This is a genomic window from uncultured Veillonella sp., from assembly GCF_963534045.1.
Taxonomy (GTDB): domain Bacteria; phylum Bacillota; class Negativicutes; order Veillonellales; family Veillonellaceae; genus Veillonella.
The window spans coordinates 21,531-41,694 of sequence record NZ_CAUSQT010000006.1 but is presented as its reverse complement, the minus strand read 5'-3'; the positions used below and the strand labels follow the sequence as shown (position 1 = coordinate 41,694).

At 37.8% G+C, this 20,164-nt stretch carries 19 protein-coding genes and 1 tRNA gene; 18 read left to right on the top strand and 2 right to left on the bottom strand.

The window, feature by feature from the left end:
• Positions 1-95 precede the first annotated feature (95 nt).
• From RYP29_RS02455 to RYP29_RS02425, 7 genes are all read left to right on the top strand, one after another.
• On the top strand, positions 96-1,043 hold the full coding sequence (locus tag RYP29_RS02455; RefSeq protein ID WP_311532019.1) for a 4Fe-4S double cluster binding domain-containing protein: 948 nt from the start codon (positions 96-98) through the stop codon (positions 1,041-1,043).
• Positions 1,044-1,238: 195 nt separating this feature from the next.
• Positions 1,239-3,050, top strand: a complete 1,812-nt coding sequence (gene typA / locus RYP29_RS02450; protein ID WP_311532017.1) for a translational GTPase TypA — start codon at positions 1,239-1,241, stop codon at positions 3,048-3,050.
• A gap of 266 nt (positions 3,051-3,316) precedes the next feature.
• Positions 3,317-4,039 carry a DUF4198 domain-containing protein gene (locus RYP29_RS02445; RefSeq protein WP_311532016.1) on the top strand — a complete coding sequence of 241 codons (723 nt, stop codon included), beginning with the start codon at positions 3,317-3,319 and terminating at the stop codon, positions 4,037-4,039.
• 151 nt (positions 4,040-4,190) lie between these two features.
• Positions 4,191-6,437 (top strand): autotransporter outer membrane beta-barrel domain-containing protein, encoded by a 2,247-nt coding sequence (locus RYP29_RS02440; protein WP_311532014.1) that lies wholly within the window; start codon positions 4,191-4,193, stop codon positions 6,435-6,437.
• A gap of 247 nt (positions 6,438-6,684) precedes the next feature.
• Positions 6,685-7,320, top strand: a complete 636-nt coding sequence (locus RYP29_RS02435) for a flavodoxin family protein (protein WP_311532012.1) — start codon at positions 6,685-6,687, stop codon at positions 7,318-7,320.
• 36 nt (positions 7,321-7,356) lie between these two features.
• A complete protein-coding gene (locus RYP29_RS02430; protein WP_311532011.1) occupies positions 7,357-7,815 on the top strand; it encodes a low molecular weight protein-tyrosine-phosphatase in 459 nt (152 codons plus the stop codon).
• A 127-nt stretch (positions 7,816-7,942) separates the two neighbouring features.
• Positions 7,943-8,017, top strand: a tRNA-Arg gene (locus RYP29_RS02425).
• A 47-nt stretch (positions 8,018-8,064) separates the two neighbouring features.
• On the opposite strand, the gene RYP29_RS02420 is transcribed toward RYP29_RS02425, so the two are convergent.
• Positions 8,065-8,481, bottom strand: a complete 417-nt coding sequence (locus tag RYP29_RS02420) for a hypothetical protein (protein WP_005382895.1) — start codon at positions 8,479-8,481, stop codon at positions 8,065-8,067.
• A gap of 303 nt (positions 8,482-8,784) precedes the next feature.
• On the opposite strand from RYP29_RS02420, the gene RYP29_RS02415 reads away from it, so the two are divergent.
• From RYP29_RS02415 to RYP29_RS02395, 5 genes are all read left to right on the top strand, one after another.
• Positions 8,785-9,504, top strand: coding sequence for a LemA family protein (locus tag RYP29_RS02415; protein WP_311532008.1), 720 nt, complete (start codon positions 8,785-8,787; stop codon positions 9,502-9,504).
• Between the two features lie 181 nt (positions 9,505-9,685).
• Positions 9,686-10,684 carry an ATP-binding protein gene (locus tag RYP29_RS02410; protein WP_311532007.1) on the top strand — a complete coding sequence of 333 codons (999 nt, stop codon included), beginning with the start codon at positions 9,686-9,688 and terminating at the stop codon, positions 10,682-10,684.
• 206 nt (positions 10,685-10,890) lie between these two features.
• Positions 10,891-11,709 carry a class I SAM-dependent methyltransferase gene (locus tag RYP29_RS02405; protein WP_311532006.1) on the top strand — a complete coding sequence of 273 codons (819 nt, stop codon included), beginning with the start codon at positions 10,891-10,893 and terminating at the stop codon, positions 11,707-11,709.
• Between the two features lie 8 nt (positions 11,710-11,717).
• Positions 11,718-12,065, top strand: a complete 348-nt coding sequence (locus RYP29_RS02400; RefSeq protein ID WP_311532005.1) for a nitrous oxide-stimulated promoter family protein — start codon at positions 11,718-11,720, stop codon at positions 12,063-12,065.
• Positions 12,055-12,555: a folate family ECF transporter S component gene (locus RYP29_RS02395; protein ID WP_105084401.1), complete on the top strand. Its 501-nt coding sequence runs from the start codon at positions 12,055-12,057 to the stop codon at positions 12,553-12,555. The genes RYP29_RS02400 and RYP29_RS02395 overlap by 11 nt, the downstream gene beginning before the upstream one ends.
• Positions 12,556-12,630: 75 nt before the next feature.
• On the opposite strand, the gene RYP29_RS02390 is transcribed toward RYP29_RS02395, so the two are convergent.
• Positions 12,631-12,909 carry a glutaredoxin gene (locus RYP29_RS02390; RefSeq protein ID WP_205096883.1) on the bottom strand — a complete coding sequence of 93 codons (279 nt, stop codon included), beginning with the start codon at positions 12,907-12,909 and terminating at the stop codon, positions 12,631-12,633.
• Between the two features lie 182 nt (positions 12,910-13,091).
• Here RYP29_RS02390 and ilvB point away from each other — a divergent pair, with 182 nt between their 5' ends.
• The 6 genes from ilvB to argF all read left to right on the top strand — a co-directional run bounded on the left by ilvB (position 13,092) and on the right by argF (position 20,158).
• Positions 13,092-14,819 carry a biosynthetic-type acetolactate synthase large subunit gene (ilvB, locus tag RYP29_RS02385; protein WP_311532002.1) on the top strand — a complete coding sequence of 576 codons (1,728 nt, stop codon included), beginning with the start codon at positions 13,092-13,094 and terminating at the stop codon, positions 14,817-14,819.
• 8 nt (positions 14,820-14,827) lie between these two features.
• On the top strand, positions 14,828-15,340 hold the full coding sequence (gene ilvN, locus RYP29_RS02380; protein WP_005381918.1) for an acetolactate synthase small subunit: 513 nt from the start codon (positions 14,828-14,830) through the stop codon (positions 15,338-15,340).
• Between the two features lie 281 nt (positions 15,341-15,621).
• Entirely contained in the window at positions 15,622-16,209 is a 588-nt protein-coding gene (locus RYP29_RS02375; protein WP_005381899.1) for a carbonic anhydrase, read from the top strand.
• A 265-nt stretch (positions 16,210-16,474) separates the two neighbouring features.
• Positions 16,475-17,479 carry a metallophosphoesterase family protein gene (locus tag RYP29_RS02370; protein ID WP_311532001.1) on the top strand — a complete coding sequence of 335 codons (1,005 nt, stop codon included), beginning with the start codon at positions 16,475-16,477 and terminating at the stop codon, positions 17,477-17,479.
• A 418-nt stretch (positions 17,480-17,897) separates the two neighbouring features.
• Positions 17,898-19,085, top strand: a complete 1,188-nt coding sequence (locus RYP29_RS02365; RefSeq protein WP_311531999.1) for a M20 family metallopeptidase — start codon at positions 17,898-17,900, stop codon at positions 19,083-19,085.
• Between the two features lie 62 nt (positions 19,086-19,147).
• Positions 19,148-20,158 (top strand): ornithine carbamoyltransferase, encoded by a 1,011-nt coding sequence (argF, locus tag RYP29_RS02360; protein ID WP_399553308.1) that lies wholly within the window; start codon positions 19,148-19,150, stop codon positions 20,156-20,158.
• Positions 20,159-20,164 lie beyond the last annotated feature (6 nt).

Below are 20,164 nucleotides of genomic sequence, written 5' to 3'. Positions count from 1 at the left end.
TTTTTAAGGAGAATGGATTCATAAGAAATCTTTTTTTATAGTCTTTAAAAGTATATGATAATTATATAGTTAATCTATATTTAGGAGGCGATGATATGAATACTTTGTTGGCCCAGGAGATTCATGATAAAGCGCTAGCATGTGGATATGACAGTTGTGGTATAGTGCCTCTTGATGCACTTGATTTTTATAAAGACCGGTTAACGAAGCGTTTAAAAGATGTACCTGAAAGTGAAGATGTATATGCTCATAGTAAAGACTTTCTAGCATTAAAAGATAATTATCCTTGGGCACAATCTATAGTAGTTTGTACCGAGTATTTTGGAAATTATAAGTTTCCTGTGTCGCTGCAGAAGCGATATGCAAAAGGCTTACTATTATCATTAGCCAATATCCCAGATGGTGTTGAAGCCAAACGAAGACGATCTTTTGAAACGTGGTTGCATAGTAAGAATATCCAATTTATTGGCGGTGAAACAGCAAGGCCTGCAGGCGTTCTTCCTCTACGCCCCGCTTCCGTAGCAGCAGGACTTGGCATTTATAGGAAAAATAATTTCTTTTATGGTCCTAAAGGTTCTAATTATGAATTGGTAGCCTATTTAATAGATAAGTCTTGTGAATATATTCATGATACGGATATTCCTCCGTGCCCAGATTCTTGTAACCTATGTCAGCAAGGTTGTAAGACAAAATCTTTATCTGCACCATTTACGATGAATCCAATGACATGTGTTTCTTTTATCAATACCTTTGGTGATGGGAATATGCCAGAGGGAATAACAGAAGATATGCTGGAAGAGTGGGTAGTGGGGTGTGATAATTGTCAAGATTACTGTCCATTTAACAAAAATCATGATTGGAGTGTCGGACAAGACTATCCAGGGCTAGATGAATTAGAGCCATTGCTACAGCCGGAATATATTTTGGCAGCCTCAGATGAGGAACTTACTGAAAAGGTAATTCCTAAATTCTGTTTTCATTTAACGAATGAACAAATTCCATTGTTGCGTAAATCTGCTAAACGCGTGATAGAGCGTAAATAAGTGTTTGGTTTAAGATGAGTCAAAAGTATAATCAAATGTTGAAATTGCCATGATTAGAATAGGCGTCTGTTTTGACTTTTTTCTAGAGACTGCGTTATAATTAAGTGTTGCCAATTTTGGGAATATACCTATATAGCGACTTTCACAAGCGTTATATGATATAGAATATACTGAAGGAATTAAAGGGAGGATCTTATGATTCGCGAAAATCTTCGTAATGTAGCGATTATCGCCCACGTTGACCATGGTAAAACTACTTTGGTGGACGCATTATTAAAACAAAGCCATGTGTTCCGTGAAAATGAAAAGGTAGCAGAACGCGTAATGGACTCCAATGATTTGGAACGTGAACGTGGTATTACTATCTTGTCTAAAAACACTGCAGTTATGCATGATGGCATCAAAATCAACATCGTTGATACTCCAGGCCATGCTGACTTCGGCGGTGAAGTAGAACGTGTACTTAACATGGTTGACGGCGTATTGCTTCTCGTAGACGCTTACGAAGGTCCAATGCCTCAAACTAAATATGTTTTGCGTAAAGCATTAGAACAAAAATTGAAACCAATCGTTGTTATCAACAAAATTGACCGTCCTGACCAACGTGTTAAAGAGGTTGAAGATGAAGTTCTTGAATTGTTCATGGAACTTGAAGCTGATGATGACCAACTCGATTTCCCTGTAGTATACGCATCTGCTCGTGCTGGTGTGGCTAAAACTAACTGGGATGACGAAGCTGTAAATATGGAACCATTGTTTGAAACATTGATTGAAGAAATTCCTGCACCACAAGGTGATTTGGAAGGTCCTCTTCAATTCATGGTTACTACACTTGATTACGATAACTTCATCGGTAAAATCGCAGTAGGCCGTATCGTTCGCGGTAAAATGAAAACTAACCAACAAGTAGCTATCATGACTGGTGAAAGCACTCGTAAAGCGAAAATCGGTCGTGTATATACATACAATGGCTTGAACCGTGTTGAAACTGACGAAGCACAAATGGGTGATATTATTGCGTTCGCTGGTATCGACGATATCAACATCGGCGAAACTGTAGCAGATGCTGAAAATCCTGAAGCATTGCCATCCATCTCCATCGACGAACCAACATTGTCCATGGTATTCTCCGTAAACAACTCTCCATTCGCAGGTCGCGAAGGTGAATTCGTAACATCCCGTCACTTACGTGATCGTTTGTTCCGCGAAGTAGAAACTAACGTTTCTATGAAGGTAGAAGAAACTGATTCTGCAGATGCTTTCAAAGTATCTGGCCGTGGCGAATTGCATTTGGCTGTATTGATCGAAACTATGCGTCGTGAAGGCTATGAATTACAAGTAGGTAAACCTCGCGTAATTTTCAAAACTATTAACGACAAATTGTGCGAACCATTAGAAGCATTGACTATCGACGTACCTCAAGAATTCATGGGTACTGTAATGGAAAATCTTGGCCAACGTAAAGCTGAATTGACTAACATGATTGAGTTAGCTGGTTACCTTCGCATGGAATTCGTAATTCCTGCACGTGGTTTGATCGGTTTCCGTGCACAATTCTTAACAGCTACAAAAGGTAATGGTATCATGAACCATGTATTCCATGGTTATGCACCATACAAAGGTGAAATTCCTTCCCGTACACGCGGTGCCTTGGTAGCATTTGAAAATGGCGAAACTACACCATATGGCTTGAACTCTGTTCAAGACCGTGGTACATTGTTCGTTGGTCCTAACCAAGACGTGTACGCAGGTCAAGTTATCGGTGAAAACACTCGTGAACTTGATATGGATGTCAACCCATGTAAGAAAAAACATGTTACTAACATGCGTTCTAGCTCCTCTGATGAAGCAGTTCGTTTGACTCCACCTCGTATCTTCTCCTTGGAACAAGCTCTTGAGTGGATCAACGATGACGAACTTGTTGAAGTAACACCTGAAAGCATTCGTATGCGTAAAACAATCCTTGATCGTGCTGCACGTGCGAAAGCTGCAAAAAATAAAAAATAATATCTATATGAGATATAGAGAACCGGCACTCCTGAGGGGTGCCGGTTTTTGTGTTTGTTGTGATGATGAAATATTCCTATTTATTATATGTATATGAAAGTTAGATGATAAATTTATCATTTATGATAGATAAGCATAGTAATGCTTGTATATATAGAATATGCATAATAGCTTGATTATACGGGTATAGGTATATACGAAACCTCTATAAATTTGTATAATAATAACAAGTTTGTTGATATAAGTTATTGATTATGGAGGTTTTTATGAATAAGAAATTATTAGCATCCTTATTTGCTGTAGGTTTGGCTGCAGGTTTTGTATGCTCTTCCGTTGACGCTCATGGTGTATTCTTTGCTAACCGTACTGATGAAAAAGTCCTTGTTCTTGGTGAAGGCCCTGTAGATAATGCCTATACTGCAGATATGGTAAAAAATATTACTGGCTATGATGTTCAAGGCAAACAAATTCCAGTACAAGTTGTTAAACATGAAAAAAATATAGCTATTGTTCCACCAGCAGATCTTGGTGTTACAGTAACTAATTTTGACTATGGCTACTGGACTAAAACTAAAGATGGCAAAATGATTCATAAACCAATTACAGAAGTACCAGGTGCTGTTAAGAGTACACATGCTATCAAATATGATATTCACTATTGGAATGCACAAGCAAAACCTTTCGTAGATAAAAATGCATTTATCCAAATCATTCCATCTGTTAACCCATTAACACTTAGAAAAGGCGATACTTATGAAATTCAAGTATTGAAAGATGGTAAACCTTATGCAAATGCACCTCTTATTAAAGATTTAGTAAATGATTTGACTGGTGAAGCTAAAGCTGATGAAAACGGTAAAGCTACTGTAGCGGTTACTGCTGATGGTTTAAATGTAGTGGGCGTTGAAGTAGCATTCCCTACACAAAATAAAGGGGAACAAAATAAATACTTTAGTGCATTGTCATTCCTTATTTCTCCTGAAGAATAATAATTAGTATTTTCTAGTACTTACCGAGTGTGTGAGTTAATAAAAGACCTCCTAAGTTGGCCTTAGGGGGTCTTTCTATGTTTTTGAGTGTATATAAACCAGTCTGTAGAGAGTGTAAATTAAGACTGGCTAAGAAAGAAGAGAGAACGTTATGAAATTATATCGTCATGTATCGGCAGTCATGGCTGCTTTAGTGTTAACAGGTTTATCTTATTCTGCTGGGGCTACTGATATTAATGTATCGAGTGATAAAGCAGAAGAACTGCTCGGTTTAACAATGGGCTCACCTGTACAAACAGCACCTGAAGTTAAACATATTACGGATACGTTAACGGTTAATGTACATGGAAAAAGCTTAACCGATGAAGGGAAAACCAAAAATGTAACAGGTATTTACAATGGATTTGGATCTCAGTTAACGGTAGATAAGGATTTAGTGGTTCGTCTTAAAAATGATGCGCCTGCTTCTAAACGCGAATTGGGTCATTATTATATGAGTGCTGTGTATGCTGGTTACGGTGGGAAGGTGCCACGTCTTAGCAAGGATAATCCGGACCGAGATTTTGGGGATACCAATATTCACGTTAAAGGTAATGTAGATATTGATGCTATCGGCTCTGGTTTACAAGTCAATCAACGAGGTCATATCCTTGTTGATGGAGGCGGTAAGATTATCACGCATCCTGTAGAAACATCTGATACCTATTCTGTAGTAGCAGAAGAAGGGGATGTATATGTTAATGCAGGCGCTGATGGCAAACATCCAGGTACTAAGGACCTAGTTGCTGTTGGCAATGTGGGCCTTATCAATAAGGACTATGGCCGCGATCCAAATCATAATGTTGAACCAACTAATATAGCACTAGCTTTCACAACACCTAACTCTAGCCTTAGTGGTGCTGTTTTGAATGAATATGCTGAAAGCAATAAAAATCCACATAATTCTGGCGCCGATATTTATCTACAAAATGGGGCTACTTGGAATAATGAATGGATTGGTATGGAACGTCCTACACCTAAGAAAGAACGTCCTTCTGGGGATAATGCGGCGTACCTATATAAGGGGAGTAAAGTACGTAATCTCGTAGGTGGGGCGAACCCAACTGCGGCAGGTATTATCCACCCTATCGATGCACGTCCAATTACCATTCAAAATTATAGCGGCTTTGTGAATGCCGATTATAAGGCTGGTGTACCAGCTAGTGAAGACGGTAAGGGGCAAATCATTATCCAACATGCAGCTGACAATAGCCATGTAATGGTGCAAGGGGATAGTGCTAAAAACTTAACCGATGATGCTAGCTATCGTGCTGAAATGCAATCTTTGGCTAATAAATTGCAATATACTGGAAATGATAAAAAATTAGCTACCGCAGTTCAAATTAATGAAGGAATTACACGTCCTGCAGCTGTTGCAGAACTTGGTACAGATGCATTTGATGCGCAAGGTAATCTCGTTGTAGGTAATACGGCGACTGTTAAACACGCTGGGGAATCCTCATTGGTAAGCGGTACCAAATCCGCTCTTGCATCTACGGCTATGGCATGGCGTAATAATACAAACGATTTACAACGCCGTTTAGGCGACCTTCGTTTAGCTAATACAGATCAAGGTGTATGGGCTAAATATATTGGTGGTAAATCAAAGATTACAGATGGCGCTGATGCTCGTATGACCTATAATGGTGTACAACTTGGTTACGACCATAAGGCATCTAATGGCTGGATCTTTGGCGGTACCCTAGATTACAGTACATCTAGCAATTCCTATGCCGTTGGCAGTGGTGATGGTAAAATTGGAGGCCTTGCGTTATATGGCACAAAACAACATGATGATGGTCGTTATCTAGACATCATCGCTCGTGGAAATCGCTTATCCAATAATTACAAACTTTACTCTGTAGGCGGTCAACGTGTGAACGGTGATTATCACACATTTGGTACATCCTTGAGCGCCGAATACGGTAAACGCATTAAGAAACAAAATGGTTTCTACATTGACCCTAGCGTAGAATTCATCGTAGGTCGTTTGAATGGCGTTTCCTATGATGCGAATATTGCTGGTGGTGGATCCATGCATGTGAAAGCAGACGGCGTTAACTCCGCTGTGGGTAGATTAGGTTTTGGCATTGGTAAAGAAACAGAAAAATCTAATATCTTTGCAAAACTTGCATTGGCCCATGAATTTGCTGGTAAGATGAATACAACCTATTCCGCACCTGGCAATCCAACAGTAAAAACGGAACTCGATTTGAAAGATACTTGGCTCGATGCTGAAATAGGTGGTTCCTGGAGCGTTCGCCCTAGTACATATTTATATGGTACATTCACGAAAAACTTTGGTGCTACCATAGATAATACATGGCGTATCGATGCGGGGGTACGACATAATTTCTAATTGAATAATACATCACCTAATTATTTTGTAGTTTAAAGCCAGAGGCTGTAACAAAACAGCCTCTTAATACTAAAAAGCTATCAGTTGATTTTATATCATTAACTGATAGCTTTTGTTATTCCTTCTTTAATTCTGAAAAGAGGGTTCGGGCATCTAAATCTATTAATTTAACAAATTCATTTTCCTATGCTAAGATAAAATAACTAGTGTTTATACACTTCTTAAGTAAGAATTAGGAGGCTATAATATGAAAGTTTTAATCGTAAATGGTAGTAGCCATGTGAATGGCACAACTATGCAAGCAGTTCAAGAAGTAGAAAAGGTATTCCATGATGCCAATGTAGATACAGAGGTCATTCAACTTGGTAATAAGCCGATTCGAGATTGTATCCAATGTGGCTATTGTTTTGAACATGGTGAATGTGTATTTAAGGATGATGATGTAAATGCATTCGTAGAAAAAGCAAAGGATGCAGATGGATTTATTTTTGCCACACCTGTATATTATGCGCATCCAAGTGGTCGTATTTTATCCTTTTTAGATCGTGTGTTTTTCAGTGCAGAAAATGTAACACCAAATCCATTTGCCTTTAAACCAGGGGCATCCATTGCGGTAGCTAGACGTGGTGGTACAACGGCTTCCTTTGATGTACTCAATAAATACTTTGGTATTTCTCAAATGCCAGTTGCAGGATCTACATATTGGAATATTAGCCACGGCCTAGTAGCAGAGGATGCTAAGCAAGATGAAGAAGGCATGCAAACCATGCGTAACTTGGCTCGTAATATGATTTGGATGATGCGTAGCTTTGCGGTAGCCAAGGAGCAAGGTGTGCCATATCCAGATACAGAGAAAAATGTATCTACGAACTTTGTACGTTAATAATTCAGCACTTGGTGTGGTGTTAAAGGAGCTATAATGGTTAATGTTTTATTTATCTGTCACGGAAATATTTGTCGTTCTACGATGGCAGAGTTTTATATGAAGCATATCGTTAACGAGGCAGGTTTGACTGATTCTATTTATATCGAATCTGCTGCCACATCTCGTGAGGAGATAGGAAATGATACTCATTATGGTACTAAACAAAAATTAGATGAAATGGGTATTCCTTATACTCGTCGTAAGGCGCGCCAAGTGACAATGGATGATTACCGTAAATTTGATTACTTAATCATCATGGATGAAAATAATGCCCGAAACTTACGTCGCATTATCGGTGATGATGTGGAGCATAAGGTGCATAAGGCTATGTCTTTTGTTGGTGAAAGCCGAGATGTAAAGGATCCTTGGTATACGGGAAACTTTGACGAAACCTATGCTGATGTCAGTCGTAGCTGTGATGCACTCTTACAGGTCATTCAAAAGAATATGTAGTATAATACGCCTTTATTATTAGTTTATCGATTAGCTAATGATAGAGGCGTATTCTATATGTCTATGTGCTTATATACTTTATACTATCGAAGCATGCTGTAATATGGTATAATTCTTTAGTACACATGCGCCTATAGCTCAGGGGATAGAGCGCCGGTCTCCGGAACCGGGTGCGCAGGTTCGAATCCTGCTAGGCGCACCAATAGCAAACGGCTTCTCGAAATTTCGAGAAGCCGTTTTTATATGTTACTATCTATATTTATTACATTGAATTCCTCTAGATCTAAATTCTTTCATGAGTATGTCTATTGATTTATCAATAATTTCTTCGTTAGATATATATACCATTTTTTTGTAATAGACAGTACCATCAAATTCTATCCAACGACTTGTTTTACCATTTATTTTGCAAATCTTCATTCTACCGGCCCAGCTACCCATGCTGCGGAATTTTTTGCCTTTAGAGAAACGTACTTCGCGAATATCTTTTAATTTATATGTTCTTCTTACTAATCCAATGCCTATAGAGACTTGATCATCTTTAAAATAGAGAAGTTTATAACGTTCTTCAGGCGGCATGGATTTAATCATAGATAAGTTATAAGTCGCAAATGTGACAGCAATAGCAACTAATACAAACATTAGGATTAGTATATAGGTTCCCATACTTTCAAGTCCTCCTTTTCTTTATTATAATAAATATAAGTGGTGTACGAAATAATTTTTATCGTTAACATTGAAGCGTTATTTGTATGTATTAATAGTCGTAAGGTATGCATCGTTTAGATGACGAAACTTCAATATATCGGCTTATAACAGGTTCATAAAATGTATTCTATAGTTTGCACTTCATGAATGAAATTTCATATCAGTTATATATTTGATATGGTATAATGTTGCCAAATTATTCATGTTGTTCATGTTAGTTTGGTTTTCATTATAGTATTACAGATATGGAGAGAGGATTATATGAGTTCATTAATATTTCTGCTGATATTAGCATTGGTAATTTTCTTTATTAAGCAATATAATACATTGCAAAAATTAACTGTAGAGATTAAAGAAGCTCGCGCTAATATTATTGTAGCCTATGAGAAAAAGGTAGCTATTATCAATCAATACTCTGGTTTAGTTGATGAATATGGCGATTATGAGAAATCTATTCAATTAAAGGTGTCCGATAATTTCTTGGAAATGGCACGTGCAACGGCTAAGGCTGTTCAAAATATTACGGCGTTAGCTAATCAATTCCCAGAGTTAAAAGCAGATAGTCAATATGGTAAATTTTTAGAAGCGATTAGTGAAAATGAAACTTTCATTTCTAATAAACGCGAAATTTATAACTTCCAAGTTAAAGAGTACAATAGTGCTATCGCTCAAATTCCCATGGTATTCGTAGCAGCTATGTTAGGCTTTAAACAAGCGCCTTTCTTTGATCCTAAGAATGAAGAAGCTCTTGCAGCATTCAGCGGTGCAGATCCTGAGGCTATCAAAAACTTAGCTAAAGAAGGTACTGATAAACTTAGAGATACATTCGATAAGAAACCTGCTGGATTTAAACCTCAAGATAAACCTGAACAATCTGAACAACCAACTAGTGTAGAAGAATTAGAACAACAAGTTTTAAAACAAAATGAGCTTGGTAAATCTGTAGATACAGAAGAAACTAAGCAAGATGATAAAAAATAATTTATCTAACTATAAGGGACTATACCTTATGCAAATATATTGCATGTGGGTATAGTCCCTTTTGATGATTATTGGGAAATAATGAAATATATTGTTTTCTAATCATTGAAATAGTACAATGTGATTAGATTAGATTAGATTAGATTAGATTAGATTAGATTAGATTAGAAAGGAGGTTTATATGTATAAAGAATCGGAAATAATAGAATTAAAAAGAGAATATACAGCGGATATTCGTAAGGATATGATTCGCGATACTGACGGAGATAGTTATGAAAGTGCTAGATCCTTACAACAAAAATTAACATTTAAACGGTTAAAACATGAATTTGATGATAAAACTCTAGCCTTTAATGATCCGCAAAAAAGAACCTTAGGCATTACTGAATTTGATGATATTTATACCAATCTGGGGTTACTATTGTCTGATCAATGCCCTCATGAGTTGAAAATTGCAGTATTTCAGGGAACCGATGGATATATTTTTAGAGATAGGCGTGAAATCAGAGGGGCCTTATTAGATCAATTATATGAAGCGTACGAGTATATAGATAATCGAAATGCAGTTAAAGCCACTATTGAAGGGCTTCATAGAAAGGATAAACGAGATTATCCACAGATTGCTATTCGTGAAGCATTATTAAATATGCTAGTTCATAGAGATTATTCGTATATGGCTAGTCCAACCATAGGCATATATGATAATCGTATTGAGTTTACATCGCTTGGTGGTTTGCCACCTAGAACTAGTTTAGACGATATTTTATTAGATGGGTTTTCATTGTGCCGGAATCCCAAATTAGCTAATGTATTTTATCGGTTAGAATTAATTGAAGCCTATGGGACAGGCTTACAAAAAATTATGGATGCCTATAAAAATAAAACAGTTAAACCTCAAATTATTGTGACTACTAATGCATTTAAATTAATATTACCAAATTGCAATATCGATGAGCCTATATCTGAACATAATGTACCTAAAATTAGCTATCAGCAAGAAGAGCAGATCATTAATCTAGTTCGTGATTGTGGAAGCATCAAACGGAGTGATGTTGATACAGAATTAAAAGTAGCACAGGCCACGAGCGGTAGAGTGTTACGACGATTAGTGGAGAAGGGGCGACTTAAACAGATTGGCAAGGGACGTTCTATACGATATATTTTATCCGATACAATGTAAATATATAGAATAGGATATTCGATACTTTAGATAATATATGTAAATGTGACTATAGTAACACAAATTTTATTGAGAATAATATACAATAAAAAATATAGTATCCATATATAAAATCTGAACTGCCCATTTGGACCGATGGAGTTATATGGATATTGCGTTAACTATATTTACAGTCACATATACAGTATCATAGTAGAGGATATAATATGAATAATACAATACAAGAAGTATCCGTTGATCTCCATGATTGGCGCGATGAACAAGCGGCCTGGAATAATCGATCTAAATTTTTTGTGGAACTACATAATCGAGCAGATCGTAAGGCACAGGTAACAGACTTTCTCTCATTTTTAAAGGACGAACATCTATTACCTCCAAATGGTGGGACTGCCCTCGATATTGGTTGTGGTGTCGGCGATTACGCACTTGGATTAGCTAGAGAAGGCTATAAAACTACGGGCATTGATTTATCCGATGGTATGATTCATGGTGCAAAACAACTGGCAGATACAGAAGGCCTTGATGTAAGCCTATATATTGCACCATGGTCTGAAGAAACTAGGCAGACATTAGGCTGGGATAAAACGTTTGATTTGGCATATAGTATTTTTTGTCCTATTATGTTTGATGTAGAGAATATACGTTCCATGCATGATGCAAGCCATGATACATGTCTATGGATTGCGTTTAGTGAACGTATGGATGAAACGGTAGATATGTTGTCAGAACATTTCTTCGGGCGAGATTCATTTCCGTGGCCTGGTAAGGTGAAAGAATGTTTAGATGCTATTCATGAGATAGGTCATAATGTGAAAGTTACCTACAAAACAGTTCCTGAAACAGAGGTTATGAGCATCGATAAAGCGGTAGATTATTTTACATTGCGCCTCCACAATAATGAGTGGGGGATCATAGAAGATATGAAGCGAGAAATTAGACAACTCATTGAACCCCGTACTATAGATGGTAAAATTCATAATAAAACAGTGGATACGGTTGCATGGGTATCGTGGTCTGTTAATTAGGAGGTATTATGACAGTAGAAGAAAAGCGTCAACTAGAATTGAAAACGATGCGTCAAATTATTGGCATCTATTGTCATGATAAACATCATACGCAGAAGGGAAAATTGTGTGAGAATTGTGAACAGGTATGGCAGTATGCACAACATCGTATTGCTGTCTGTCCACATATGGAACATAAAACATTTTGTAGCGTATGCAAAACTCATTGTTATGAGCCAACGTACAGAGACAAAATTCGTGAAATTATGCGCTATGGTGGGCCTAGAATGTTGTTTGTATCTCCCATTCAAGTTATTCGTCATATGTATTTAGAGTGGAAGGATAGAAAAAGGAGCGACACATTCCATGAAAACTGATATGATTGTAAAGACAGGCATATTTGTAGCATTGACGGTTTTACTATCTTATATATTTGCTATTCATACTACATTTATACATATTACCTTTGGATTTTTATCAACTGCCATATTTGGTATTCTTTATGGGCCTATGGCAGCAGGAATAATGGCTGCTATTGCCTGTTTTATAGGAATGTCTCTATTTGGACAAGGGGTGTTTTTTCCCGGATTTATCATATCTGAATTTCTAGTAGGTTATATATATGGGTATTTTTTACATGGTCGTGATATTACATTAAAAAAATTACTGTTACCAGAAATAATTGTTACTGTATGTATACATTTAATATTGAATACATTGTGGTTAACAATATTTTATAACAAAGCAGTATCTGCTATATTTGTTGGACGTCTTATTAAAAATATCATTTGCTTCCCCTTAGAAATTGCATTAATCTTAATTGTGTATAAGGCAGTCAGCAAGTTCATGGTACAAAAAAAGTTATAATTTTGCCGTATACAAAAATGCACCGCTAACATTAGCTTGTATGTTAGCGGTGCATTTTATTGATTACATAGATTTTTATGCAAGGGCTTTGTCGAATACAGATTTGATATATGCTTTAGTTTGATCATAGCTTTCACCAGGTTGTGCTTCGTATTGTTTGTCTGTACCGAACCAAAGATTAGGGTAGTATTCATAAGGGTGAGTTTTGAATAATTCATGGGCATTTTGATCTTCAACCCAATCAATTTTAATGTTTTTATAGGCAGGATTTTCTGCTTGTAATTCTTCGATTGCACGGAATGCATTATGGCAATAAGGGCAGCCATTTAAGTGGAAACCTAAAATTTCTTTCATAGTATTCAGTCCTTTCAGAAAATATGGCTAAATTTAGTGATTTATTGAGTTATTTCATACTCACATCAAGTAAGATATGATATATTTAAAAGTATATCATAAATTATAACAATATTCAATTTTTTAGATATACAATCTATTAATGTATCTATAGGTTGTTAGACATATGTAGGAGGATAACTATGATTTCAGGTGCCGCATATGTGGTGAAAGCATTGCAAGAGGAGAATGTTGAGTTTTTATTTAACTATCCTGGTGCAGCAACCATTGATATTATGGATGAATTATACAAACAAGATCAAGTAAAGGTTATTTTACCTCGTCATGAGCAAGCATTGGCACATGCTGCCGATGGTTATGCACGTAGTACTGGCAAGGTCGGCGTTTGTATGGTTACATCTGGCCCAGGTGCAACAAATCTCATTACTGGTATCGCTACAGCTTATTCTGATAGTGTGCCAATGGTATGTATTACTGGTCAAGTTGATTTGTCCTTAATGGGCAATGATGCATTTCAAGAAGTAGATACAGTCGGTATAGTTCGTAATGTTAGCAAATATGCAGTGACAGTTCGTGATCGTAAAGATTTGGGGCGCATTTTGAAAGAAGCCTTTTACATTGCTCGTACCGGTCGCCCAGGTCCTGTTTTAGTAGATATTCCAAAGAATATTCAAAAAGCGATGGGGTCTGATGTATATCCAAGTGAGGTCAATATTCGTGGCTACAAGCCAAATACAACTGTTCATATTGGTCAGGTGAAGAAGGCTTGTTCTGTTATTGCTAAGGCTAAACGCCCTTTATTCTTATTAGGTGGTGGTATTAGCATCAGTGGTGCTAATGAATTGATGACACAGCTGGTAGATAAAACGGGTATTCCTGTAGTCACTACTTTGATGGGGAAAGGGGCTATTAGTTCACGTCATCCATTGTACTTAGGCAATGTAGGCATACACGGTGGTTATGCACCGAATGTGGCCATTACTGATTGTGATGTTATGATTTCCATTGGTACGCGCTTTAATGACCGTATTACCGGCAAATTGAGTACATTTGCACAAAACTGTAAGATTGTACATATCGACGTAGATGCAGCATCTATTTCTAAAAATATTAAGGTAGATATTCCAATTGTAGCGGATGCAAAACTAGCGATTGAGGCTTTATTAGAATATATTGAACCTCACGACTTAGGCGATTGGCCAGCTCAGTTACAACAATTAAAAGAAGAACGACCTGTTACGCAAGCTGGTGAAGAAGGTCTTACGCCACAAAATATTATTGAGTATATTAATAATCATTATGATCGTCCAGTGGTGGCTACTGATGTAGGTCAAAATCAATTGTGGACTACGCAATTCCTCGAAATCGAAGGCAATCATCAATTGTTGACATCCGGCGGTTTAGGTACGATGGGTTATGGATTTCCTGCGGCTATTGGTGCTCAATTTGGTAATCCTACAAAACGCGTATTCGCCATTTGTGGGGATGGGGGCGTGCAAATGAATATTCAAGAATTTGCAACAGCTATGCATTACCATTTGCCTGTGACCTTGGTTGTCATCAACAATGGCTATCTTGGCAATGTACGTCAGTGGCAACAATTATTCTACGATAAACGCTATGCATGTACGAATTTATTGATGGATGAAAGCGCTATTGTCACTCGTGATATGATTGATAACGATGAATTTGAATATGTACCAGACTTTGTGAAATTAGCAGAAGCCTATGGTGCACAAGGTATACGTGTTACAAAAGTTGAAGAACTAGAAGCGGCCTTTACAAAAGCGGATGCTTTCAAAAAAGGACCAACACTTATTGAATGTATCGTTCCAACCGAGTTAAATGTATTGCCAATGGTACCAGCAGGTAAATCGTTGAGTGACATGTTATTAAAGGATAAAAAATAGGAGGGGCTATGGAATTACATTTAGAAAAACGCTGCATTTCAGCATATGTAGAAAACCAAATCGGCGTATTGGCCAAAATTTCAGGCCTCTTCGCTGGTAAAAACTATAACCTTGATACGTTGACAGTAGGTGAAACAGAAGACCCTACCATGTCACGTATGACCATAGAGCTCACCTGCGATGATTTGACATATGAACAAATCATTAAGCAACTTAACCGCAGTGTTGAGGTTATTAAGGTCATCGATTTTACAGACATGCCGATTACAAAAAAAGAATTATTATTCATCAAGATTAATAGCTGTAAAGAATCAGACAAACAAGAAATATTCCGCATTGCAGAAACCTTTGACCTTAAGGTCATCGACTACAATAGAAAATCCGTACTTGTACAATGCGTAAAAACAGTGTCTAAGAATAATGATATGATTGCCTTGTTTAAAGACATGTTCGTTAATCGCATCGAAGTCGTTCGTGGTGGTAGTGTCGCAATCGAGGCATTGGCGACTCCGGATCGCTAGTGACATATAAACCTAGAGTATTCAGGTTGAGTAGCCCATACTTGCTCGCTCCACCGGCCGGGTCTGACTTCGCCCTTCGGGCTTCGCAGGGCCAAAGTCGCTCGCGAGCACGGACTACTCAACACTCTCTTCCTTTCGGTTTATTACTGTCACTAAGCGAGCCGAAGTCTATGGACAGGAGAGATAGGGGATACGGATATATGGTATAATAAAATATCGAATGTATTAAATATAGAGACCTTGCTTTAATTTAGACAAGGTCTTTTTTATCAGGAGGAAATATGAGTTTACTTGATGATATTTTGAAACATAATAAGGAATATGTAGAGGATCAAAATACAGGATATGTTGATGTAGATACAAAATGCAGTAAGATGCCGAGCCGTCAGATGGCGATTGTAACGTGTATGGATACGCGCCTTGTGAATTTCTTAGAAGACTCTATGGATATTGGTCGAGGTGAGGCTAAGATTGTTAAGACTGCAGGTAATTGTATTACAGGGCCTTTTGATGGTGTTGTTCGTAGTTTGTTGGTTTGCATTTATGAGTTAGGTGTTAACGAAATCTTTATCATCGGTCATCATGAATGCGGTATGGCTAAAACAACAGCTAAAAACTTAACAGAAAAAATGTTAGCTCGTGGTATTGCACCAGAAGCGATTCATATGGTGAAAAAGGAAATGGAACACTGGGCGGATGGGTTTACACATCCTGCTGAAAATGTAGAGGAAACAGTGGACGAATTGCGTATGAATCCGTTGATTCCAAAAGACGTACCTGTTCATGGTCTTATTTTCCATCCTAGAACTGGTGAAATTGAGGTCATCGTCAATGGCTATACACAAATGAAACAATATTACGAAAAATAGTAGAGAAATTCTTTAATAGAGGTATTGTGAATTGAGCAATATAGATAGATTAGATACATTTGAGGTAGCGTGTAAACATTTTCTCGGAGACTTTTCAAATTTTAAAAATCTCATTTGTTAGGTCGCTATCAATTTATAGCTAATAATTCTATAGGCGATGAGCTTACCTGTGATATCTATTTACCTAATGAATGGAACATACCGCAATTAAATATGTTGGGATGTATTTCTGCTAGATATAGAAAAGTAGATGTTCAAGAATTTTATGAGAAAAAATAGATTAGTAAAAATGACTGTAGCTATTGTAGCGCTAGCTGCTTTAGTTACTGGAGGCTATATATATAAAGATGCCATACAAAGTCGAATCGCTCGAACGGTAGCTGTTGTAAGTGGACAAGAGATCAAACCGCTCCTTGATTCTGAAAGTCGTTATATTCGCCAAATCGTAGCAAAGGATAATAGCACGAGCCGAACCATTATGTGGCAATCGGATAGCAGCGAACCTGATGCGGTTATTGAGTATCGCCTAGTTGGTAGTGATGATATTAAGAAATTATCGGCTACGGATACTGCTTTCACAGATGATGGTAGTACGACGTATATTCATGAAGGGACGATTACAGATTTTACACCTGATACTAAATATGAATATCGCGTTGGTTATAGTACAGACCGACGTAGTAATTGGTATTCCTTAGAAACGGCAGGTGCTAGTGAGTATGAGGTTCTCATCTATCCAGATTCTCAATCTGGCGATTATTCTGGGTGGGAGCAAGTTGTGAAGAATTCTGCTAAGCGTAATCCTGGTGCAGCCTTGTATATCAGTATGGGGGACCTCGTAGATAATGGTGAACAGGCTTATCAATGGCGGACGTGGCTCGATTCCATTAAGCCGTTGAGTGCACGTATTCCTTTGGCCCCTACATTGGGCAATCACGAGATGTATACCTTAGATTGGAAGATGCGTGAGCCTCGTGCCTATTTGAGCTATTTTGATGTGCCGAATAATGGTAATGCCACATTCGATCGCAGGTATTATTCCTATGATTATGGCGATGTCCATTATGTTGTGTTAGATACGCAGCTATATGAAAGTACTCATGAGGATAATCACGATACACATCACCCTGATTTATACGATGTACAGGTGCAGTGGCTACGACAAGATTTAGCGTCAAATCTGCTCATCTACATTCCTATCGTAATCGTGGCCATGTTCGAAACTTTGACCGCGATGCATCGGGGCCTTTATACATTCTTACCGGTATAGCAGGGGATGCGCGGCATCCTAAGTGGAAACAACATCCCCTCGATGTATATGTAATACCAGATCGAGAGGCAAGTAATTATATGACTATGACTGTTACACCAAATCGATTAGTTGTAAGAGCCTTCTTAGCTGATGGGACACAGGTAGATGAGTCTGTCATTGAAAAATAAATGGAGCTGTAGTAGTATGCGTTACATCAACGCATGCTATTACAACTTTTTTTATACTTAGACATTCATATAATTTATAGCTTATGGTTCTATGATTAAAATTAATGCATAGAATAACAAATAAAAATACAAAATATATGTATAAAACTTGAATAATATAAGTGATAGTATTATAATACGTACATAGGTTATAAAAATACACATTAAATGTATAAAATATACATACTGTGTATAAAGGAGATAACGTCATGAATACATTACAAGATTTAATAAAAAAATATGCAGCACAATATAAAGAACAAGTTATAGCATGGCGTCGACATATTCATAGTCATCCAGAATTATCTGGTCAAGAAAAAGAAACATCTTTATTCATTCAAAAGACTCTTGGAGAATTAGGGATTCCATTTGTTAATGATGTTTCAGATTATGCAGTTATCGGTGAAATACAGGGCGCTCACACAGGCCCTGTTATTGCGTTACGGGCGGATATTGATGCATTGCCAATCCATGAAGAGACGGGACTACCTTTTGCATCACAAAACGAAGGTGTTATGCATGCTTGCGGACACGATGGACATATATCGATTTTGCTTGGTGCGGCAGCTGTGTTGCAATCTATAAAAGATGAATTGCACGGTACCGTTAAACTCGTATTCCAACCTTCTGAAGAAGAGGCGTTATTTCCTGGTGCACAAGGCATTGTGGACAGCGGTATCCTAGATGATGTAGATGAAATTTTTGGACTTCATGTATGGCCTCAATTGCCGGTAGGCACGGTAGGTCTTAAAAAAGGTCATCTTATGGCGGCATCTGATCATTTTCTCGTTCATATTCACGGTAAATCTACGCATGGTGCAGAACCTCACAATGGTATCGATGCTATCATGGCTGCGGCCAACTGGATTGTTAATGTTGAATCCATGGTGGCTCGTGAGACGAATCCAATGGAAAATCTCGTATGCACCATCGGGGTAATCAACGGTGGTGACCGCTATAATGTAGGCTGCGGCGATGTATACCTCGAAGGGACATGTCGTACCTACGAACCAGCGAAACGTGACTATATTGAACGTCGTTTAGGTGAAAGCTTACACGCTTTGGATATGATGTACAAAACAAAGAGTACCTTAGATTATAAACGCGGTCATGGAGCGACAACGAATGACCCAGATGCCATCGACTATGCTACATCCATCGTAGAAAAATACCTTGGCAAGGACGCCGTAGTACATCCAGAACATCCGTCTATGGCGGCAGAAGATTTTTCTGCATACTTACACAAAATCAAAGGCGCTTTTCTTTGGTTGGGAACTGGTTTTGAAGGCAATCCAGCACTTCATAATGCAGGATTTACCATTGATGAAAAGATTTTAGAATCTGGTATTACCATGATGGCGGCACTAGCTGCAGAATATTTACAACCGAAAGAGTAGCTTTCACAAATAACAAAAATAAAATTGTATAAATATATACCGTATAGATTGAAGGAGTTATCATGAAAAGTTTACATAATAAATCATTTAAGACAATGCTAGATTACACACCAGAAGAAATTAAATATTACTTAGATCTAGCTGCTAAATTAAAGGCAGATAAAAAAGCGGGCACAGAAATCAAAACGATGGAAGGCAAAAATTTCGTACTCATTTTTGAAAAGGATTCTACGAGAACACGGTGTGCCTTTGAAGTAGGGGCAGCAGACCAAGGGGCGCATACGACATACCTTGGACCTACAGGCTCTCAAATGAATAAAAAAGAATCCTTAAAGGATACGGCGCGTGTTCTTGGTTCCATGTATGATGCCATTGAATTCCGTGGCTTTGACCAAGAAGACGTGGATACATTGGAACAATATTCAGGCGTGCCTGTATGGAATGGCCTAACCGATATGGATCATCCTACACAAACATTAGCTAATTTCCTTACATTGCAAGAAAATATCGACAAGCCATTGAACGAAATTTCTTATGCTTATGTAGGTCATGGTCAATCCAATATGTGTAACGCTTTAATGAGCGGTGCCGTGAAAATGGGCATGGATTTCCGTCTTATCGGTCCTAAACAATTCTGGCCAGCTGGTCCGTTCTACGAAGAATGCTTGAAGGTAGCGAAGGAAACCGGCGCTACAATTACATGCACAGATAATGTGGCGGAAGGCGTTAAAGGTCTTGATGTGATTTACACAGGCGTATGGGTAACGATGGGCGATACTTACGATATGTGGGAAGAACGGATTAACCTCTTTAAACCATTCCAAATCAATGCGGACATGATGGCTTTAACAGGCAATCCAAATACGAAATTCTGTCACTGCTTGCCAGCATTCCACAATACGGAAACGCAAGTTGGTAAAGATATCTTTGAACGATTCGGCATGAATGGTATCGAAGTAACAGAAGATGTATTTGAAGGGCCTAATTCCTTGGCTTTCCAAGAAGCAGAAAATCGCTTGCATACCATCAAGGCAGTTATGGTTGCTACATTTAGCGATTATCCAATGAAATAATATAAA

Coding starts and splice junctions, on each gene's coding strand:
- RYP29_RS02375 (WP_005381899.1), top strand. CDS start 15,622: ATGAGTTTACTTGATGATATTTTGAAACATAATAAGGAATATGTAGAG.
- RYP29_RS02415 (WP_311532008.1), top strand. CDS start 8,785: ATGAGTTCATTAATATTTCTGCTGATATTAGCATTGGTAATTTTCTTT.
- RYP29_RS02390 (WP_205096883.1), bottom strand. CDS start 12,909: ATGAAAGAAATTTTAGGTTTCCACTTAAATGGCTGCCCTTATTGCCAT.
- argF (WP_399553308.1), top strand. CDS start 19,148: ATGAAAAGTTTACATAATAAATCATTTAAGACAATGCTAGATTACACA.
- typA (WP_311532017.1), top strand. CDS start 1,239: ATGATTCGCGAAAATCTTCGTAATGTAGCGATTATCGCCCACGTTGAC.
- RYP29_RS02405 (WP_311532006.1), top strand. CDS start 10,891: ATGAATAATACAATACAAGAAGTATCCGTTGATCTCCATGATTGGCGC.
- RYP29_RS02455 (WP_311532019.1), top strand. CDS start 96: ATGAATACTTTGTTGGCCCAGGAGATTCATGATAAAGCGCTAGCATGT.
- RYP29_RS02430 (WP_311532011.1), top strand. CDS start 7,357: ATGGTTAATGTTTTATTTATCTGTCACGGAAATATTTGTCGTTCTACG.
- RYP29_RS02400 (WP_311532005.1), top strand. CDS start 11,718: ATGACAGTAGAAGAAAAGCGTCAACTAGAATTGAAAACGATGCGTCAA.
- ilvB (WP_311532002.1), top strand. CDS start 13,092: ATGATTTCAGGTGCCGCATATGTGGTGAAAGCATTGCAAGAGGAGAAT.
- RYP29_RS02420 (WP_005382895.1), bottom strand. CDS start 8,481: ATGGGAACCTATATACTAATCCTAATGTTTGTATTAGTTGCTATTGCT.
- ilvN (WP_005381918.1), top strand. CDS start 14,828: ATGGAATTACATTTAGAAAAACGCTGCATTTCAGCATATGTAGAAAAC.
- RYP29_RS02365 (WP_311531999.1), top strand. CDS start 17,898: ATGAATACATTACAAGATTTAATAAAAAAATATGCAGCACAATATAAA.
- RYP29_RS02435 (WP_311532012.1), top strand. CDS start 6,685: ATGAAAGTTTTAATCGTAAATGGTAGTAGCCATGTGAATGGCACAACT.
- RYP29_RS02445 (WP_311532016.1), top strand. CDS start 3,317: ATGAATAAGAAATTATTAGCATCCTTATTTGCTGTAGGTTTGGCTGCA.
- RYP29_RS02440 (WP_311532014.1), top strand. CDS start 4,191: ATGAAATTATATCGTCATGTATCGGCAGTCATGGCTGCTTTAGTGTTA.
- RYP29_RS02395 (WP_105084401.1), top strand. CDS start 12,055: ATGAAAACTGATATGATTGTAAAGACAGGCATATTTGTAGCATTGACG.
- RYP29_RS02410 (WP_311532007.1), top strand. CDS start 9,686: ATGTATAAAGAATCGGAAATAATAGAATTAAAAAGAGAATATACAGCG.
- RYP29_RS02370 (WP_311532001.1), top strand. CDS start 16,475: ATGAGAAAAAATAGATTAGTAAAAATGACTGTAGCTATTGTAGCGCTA.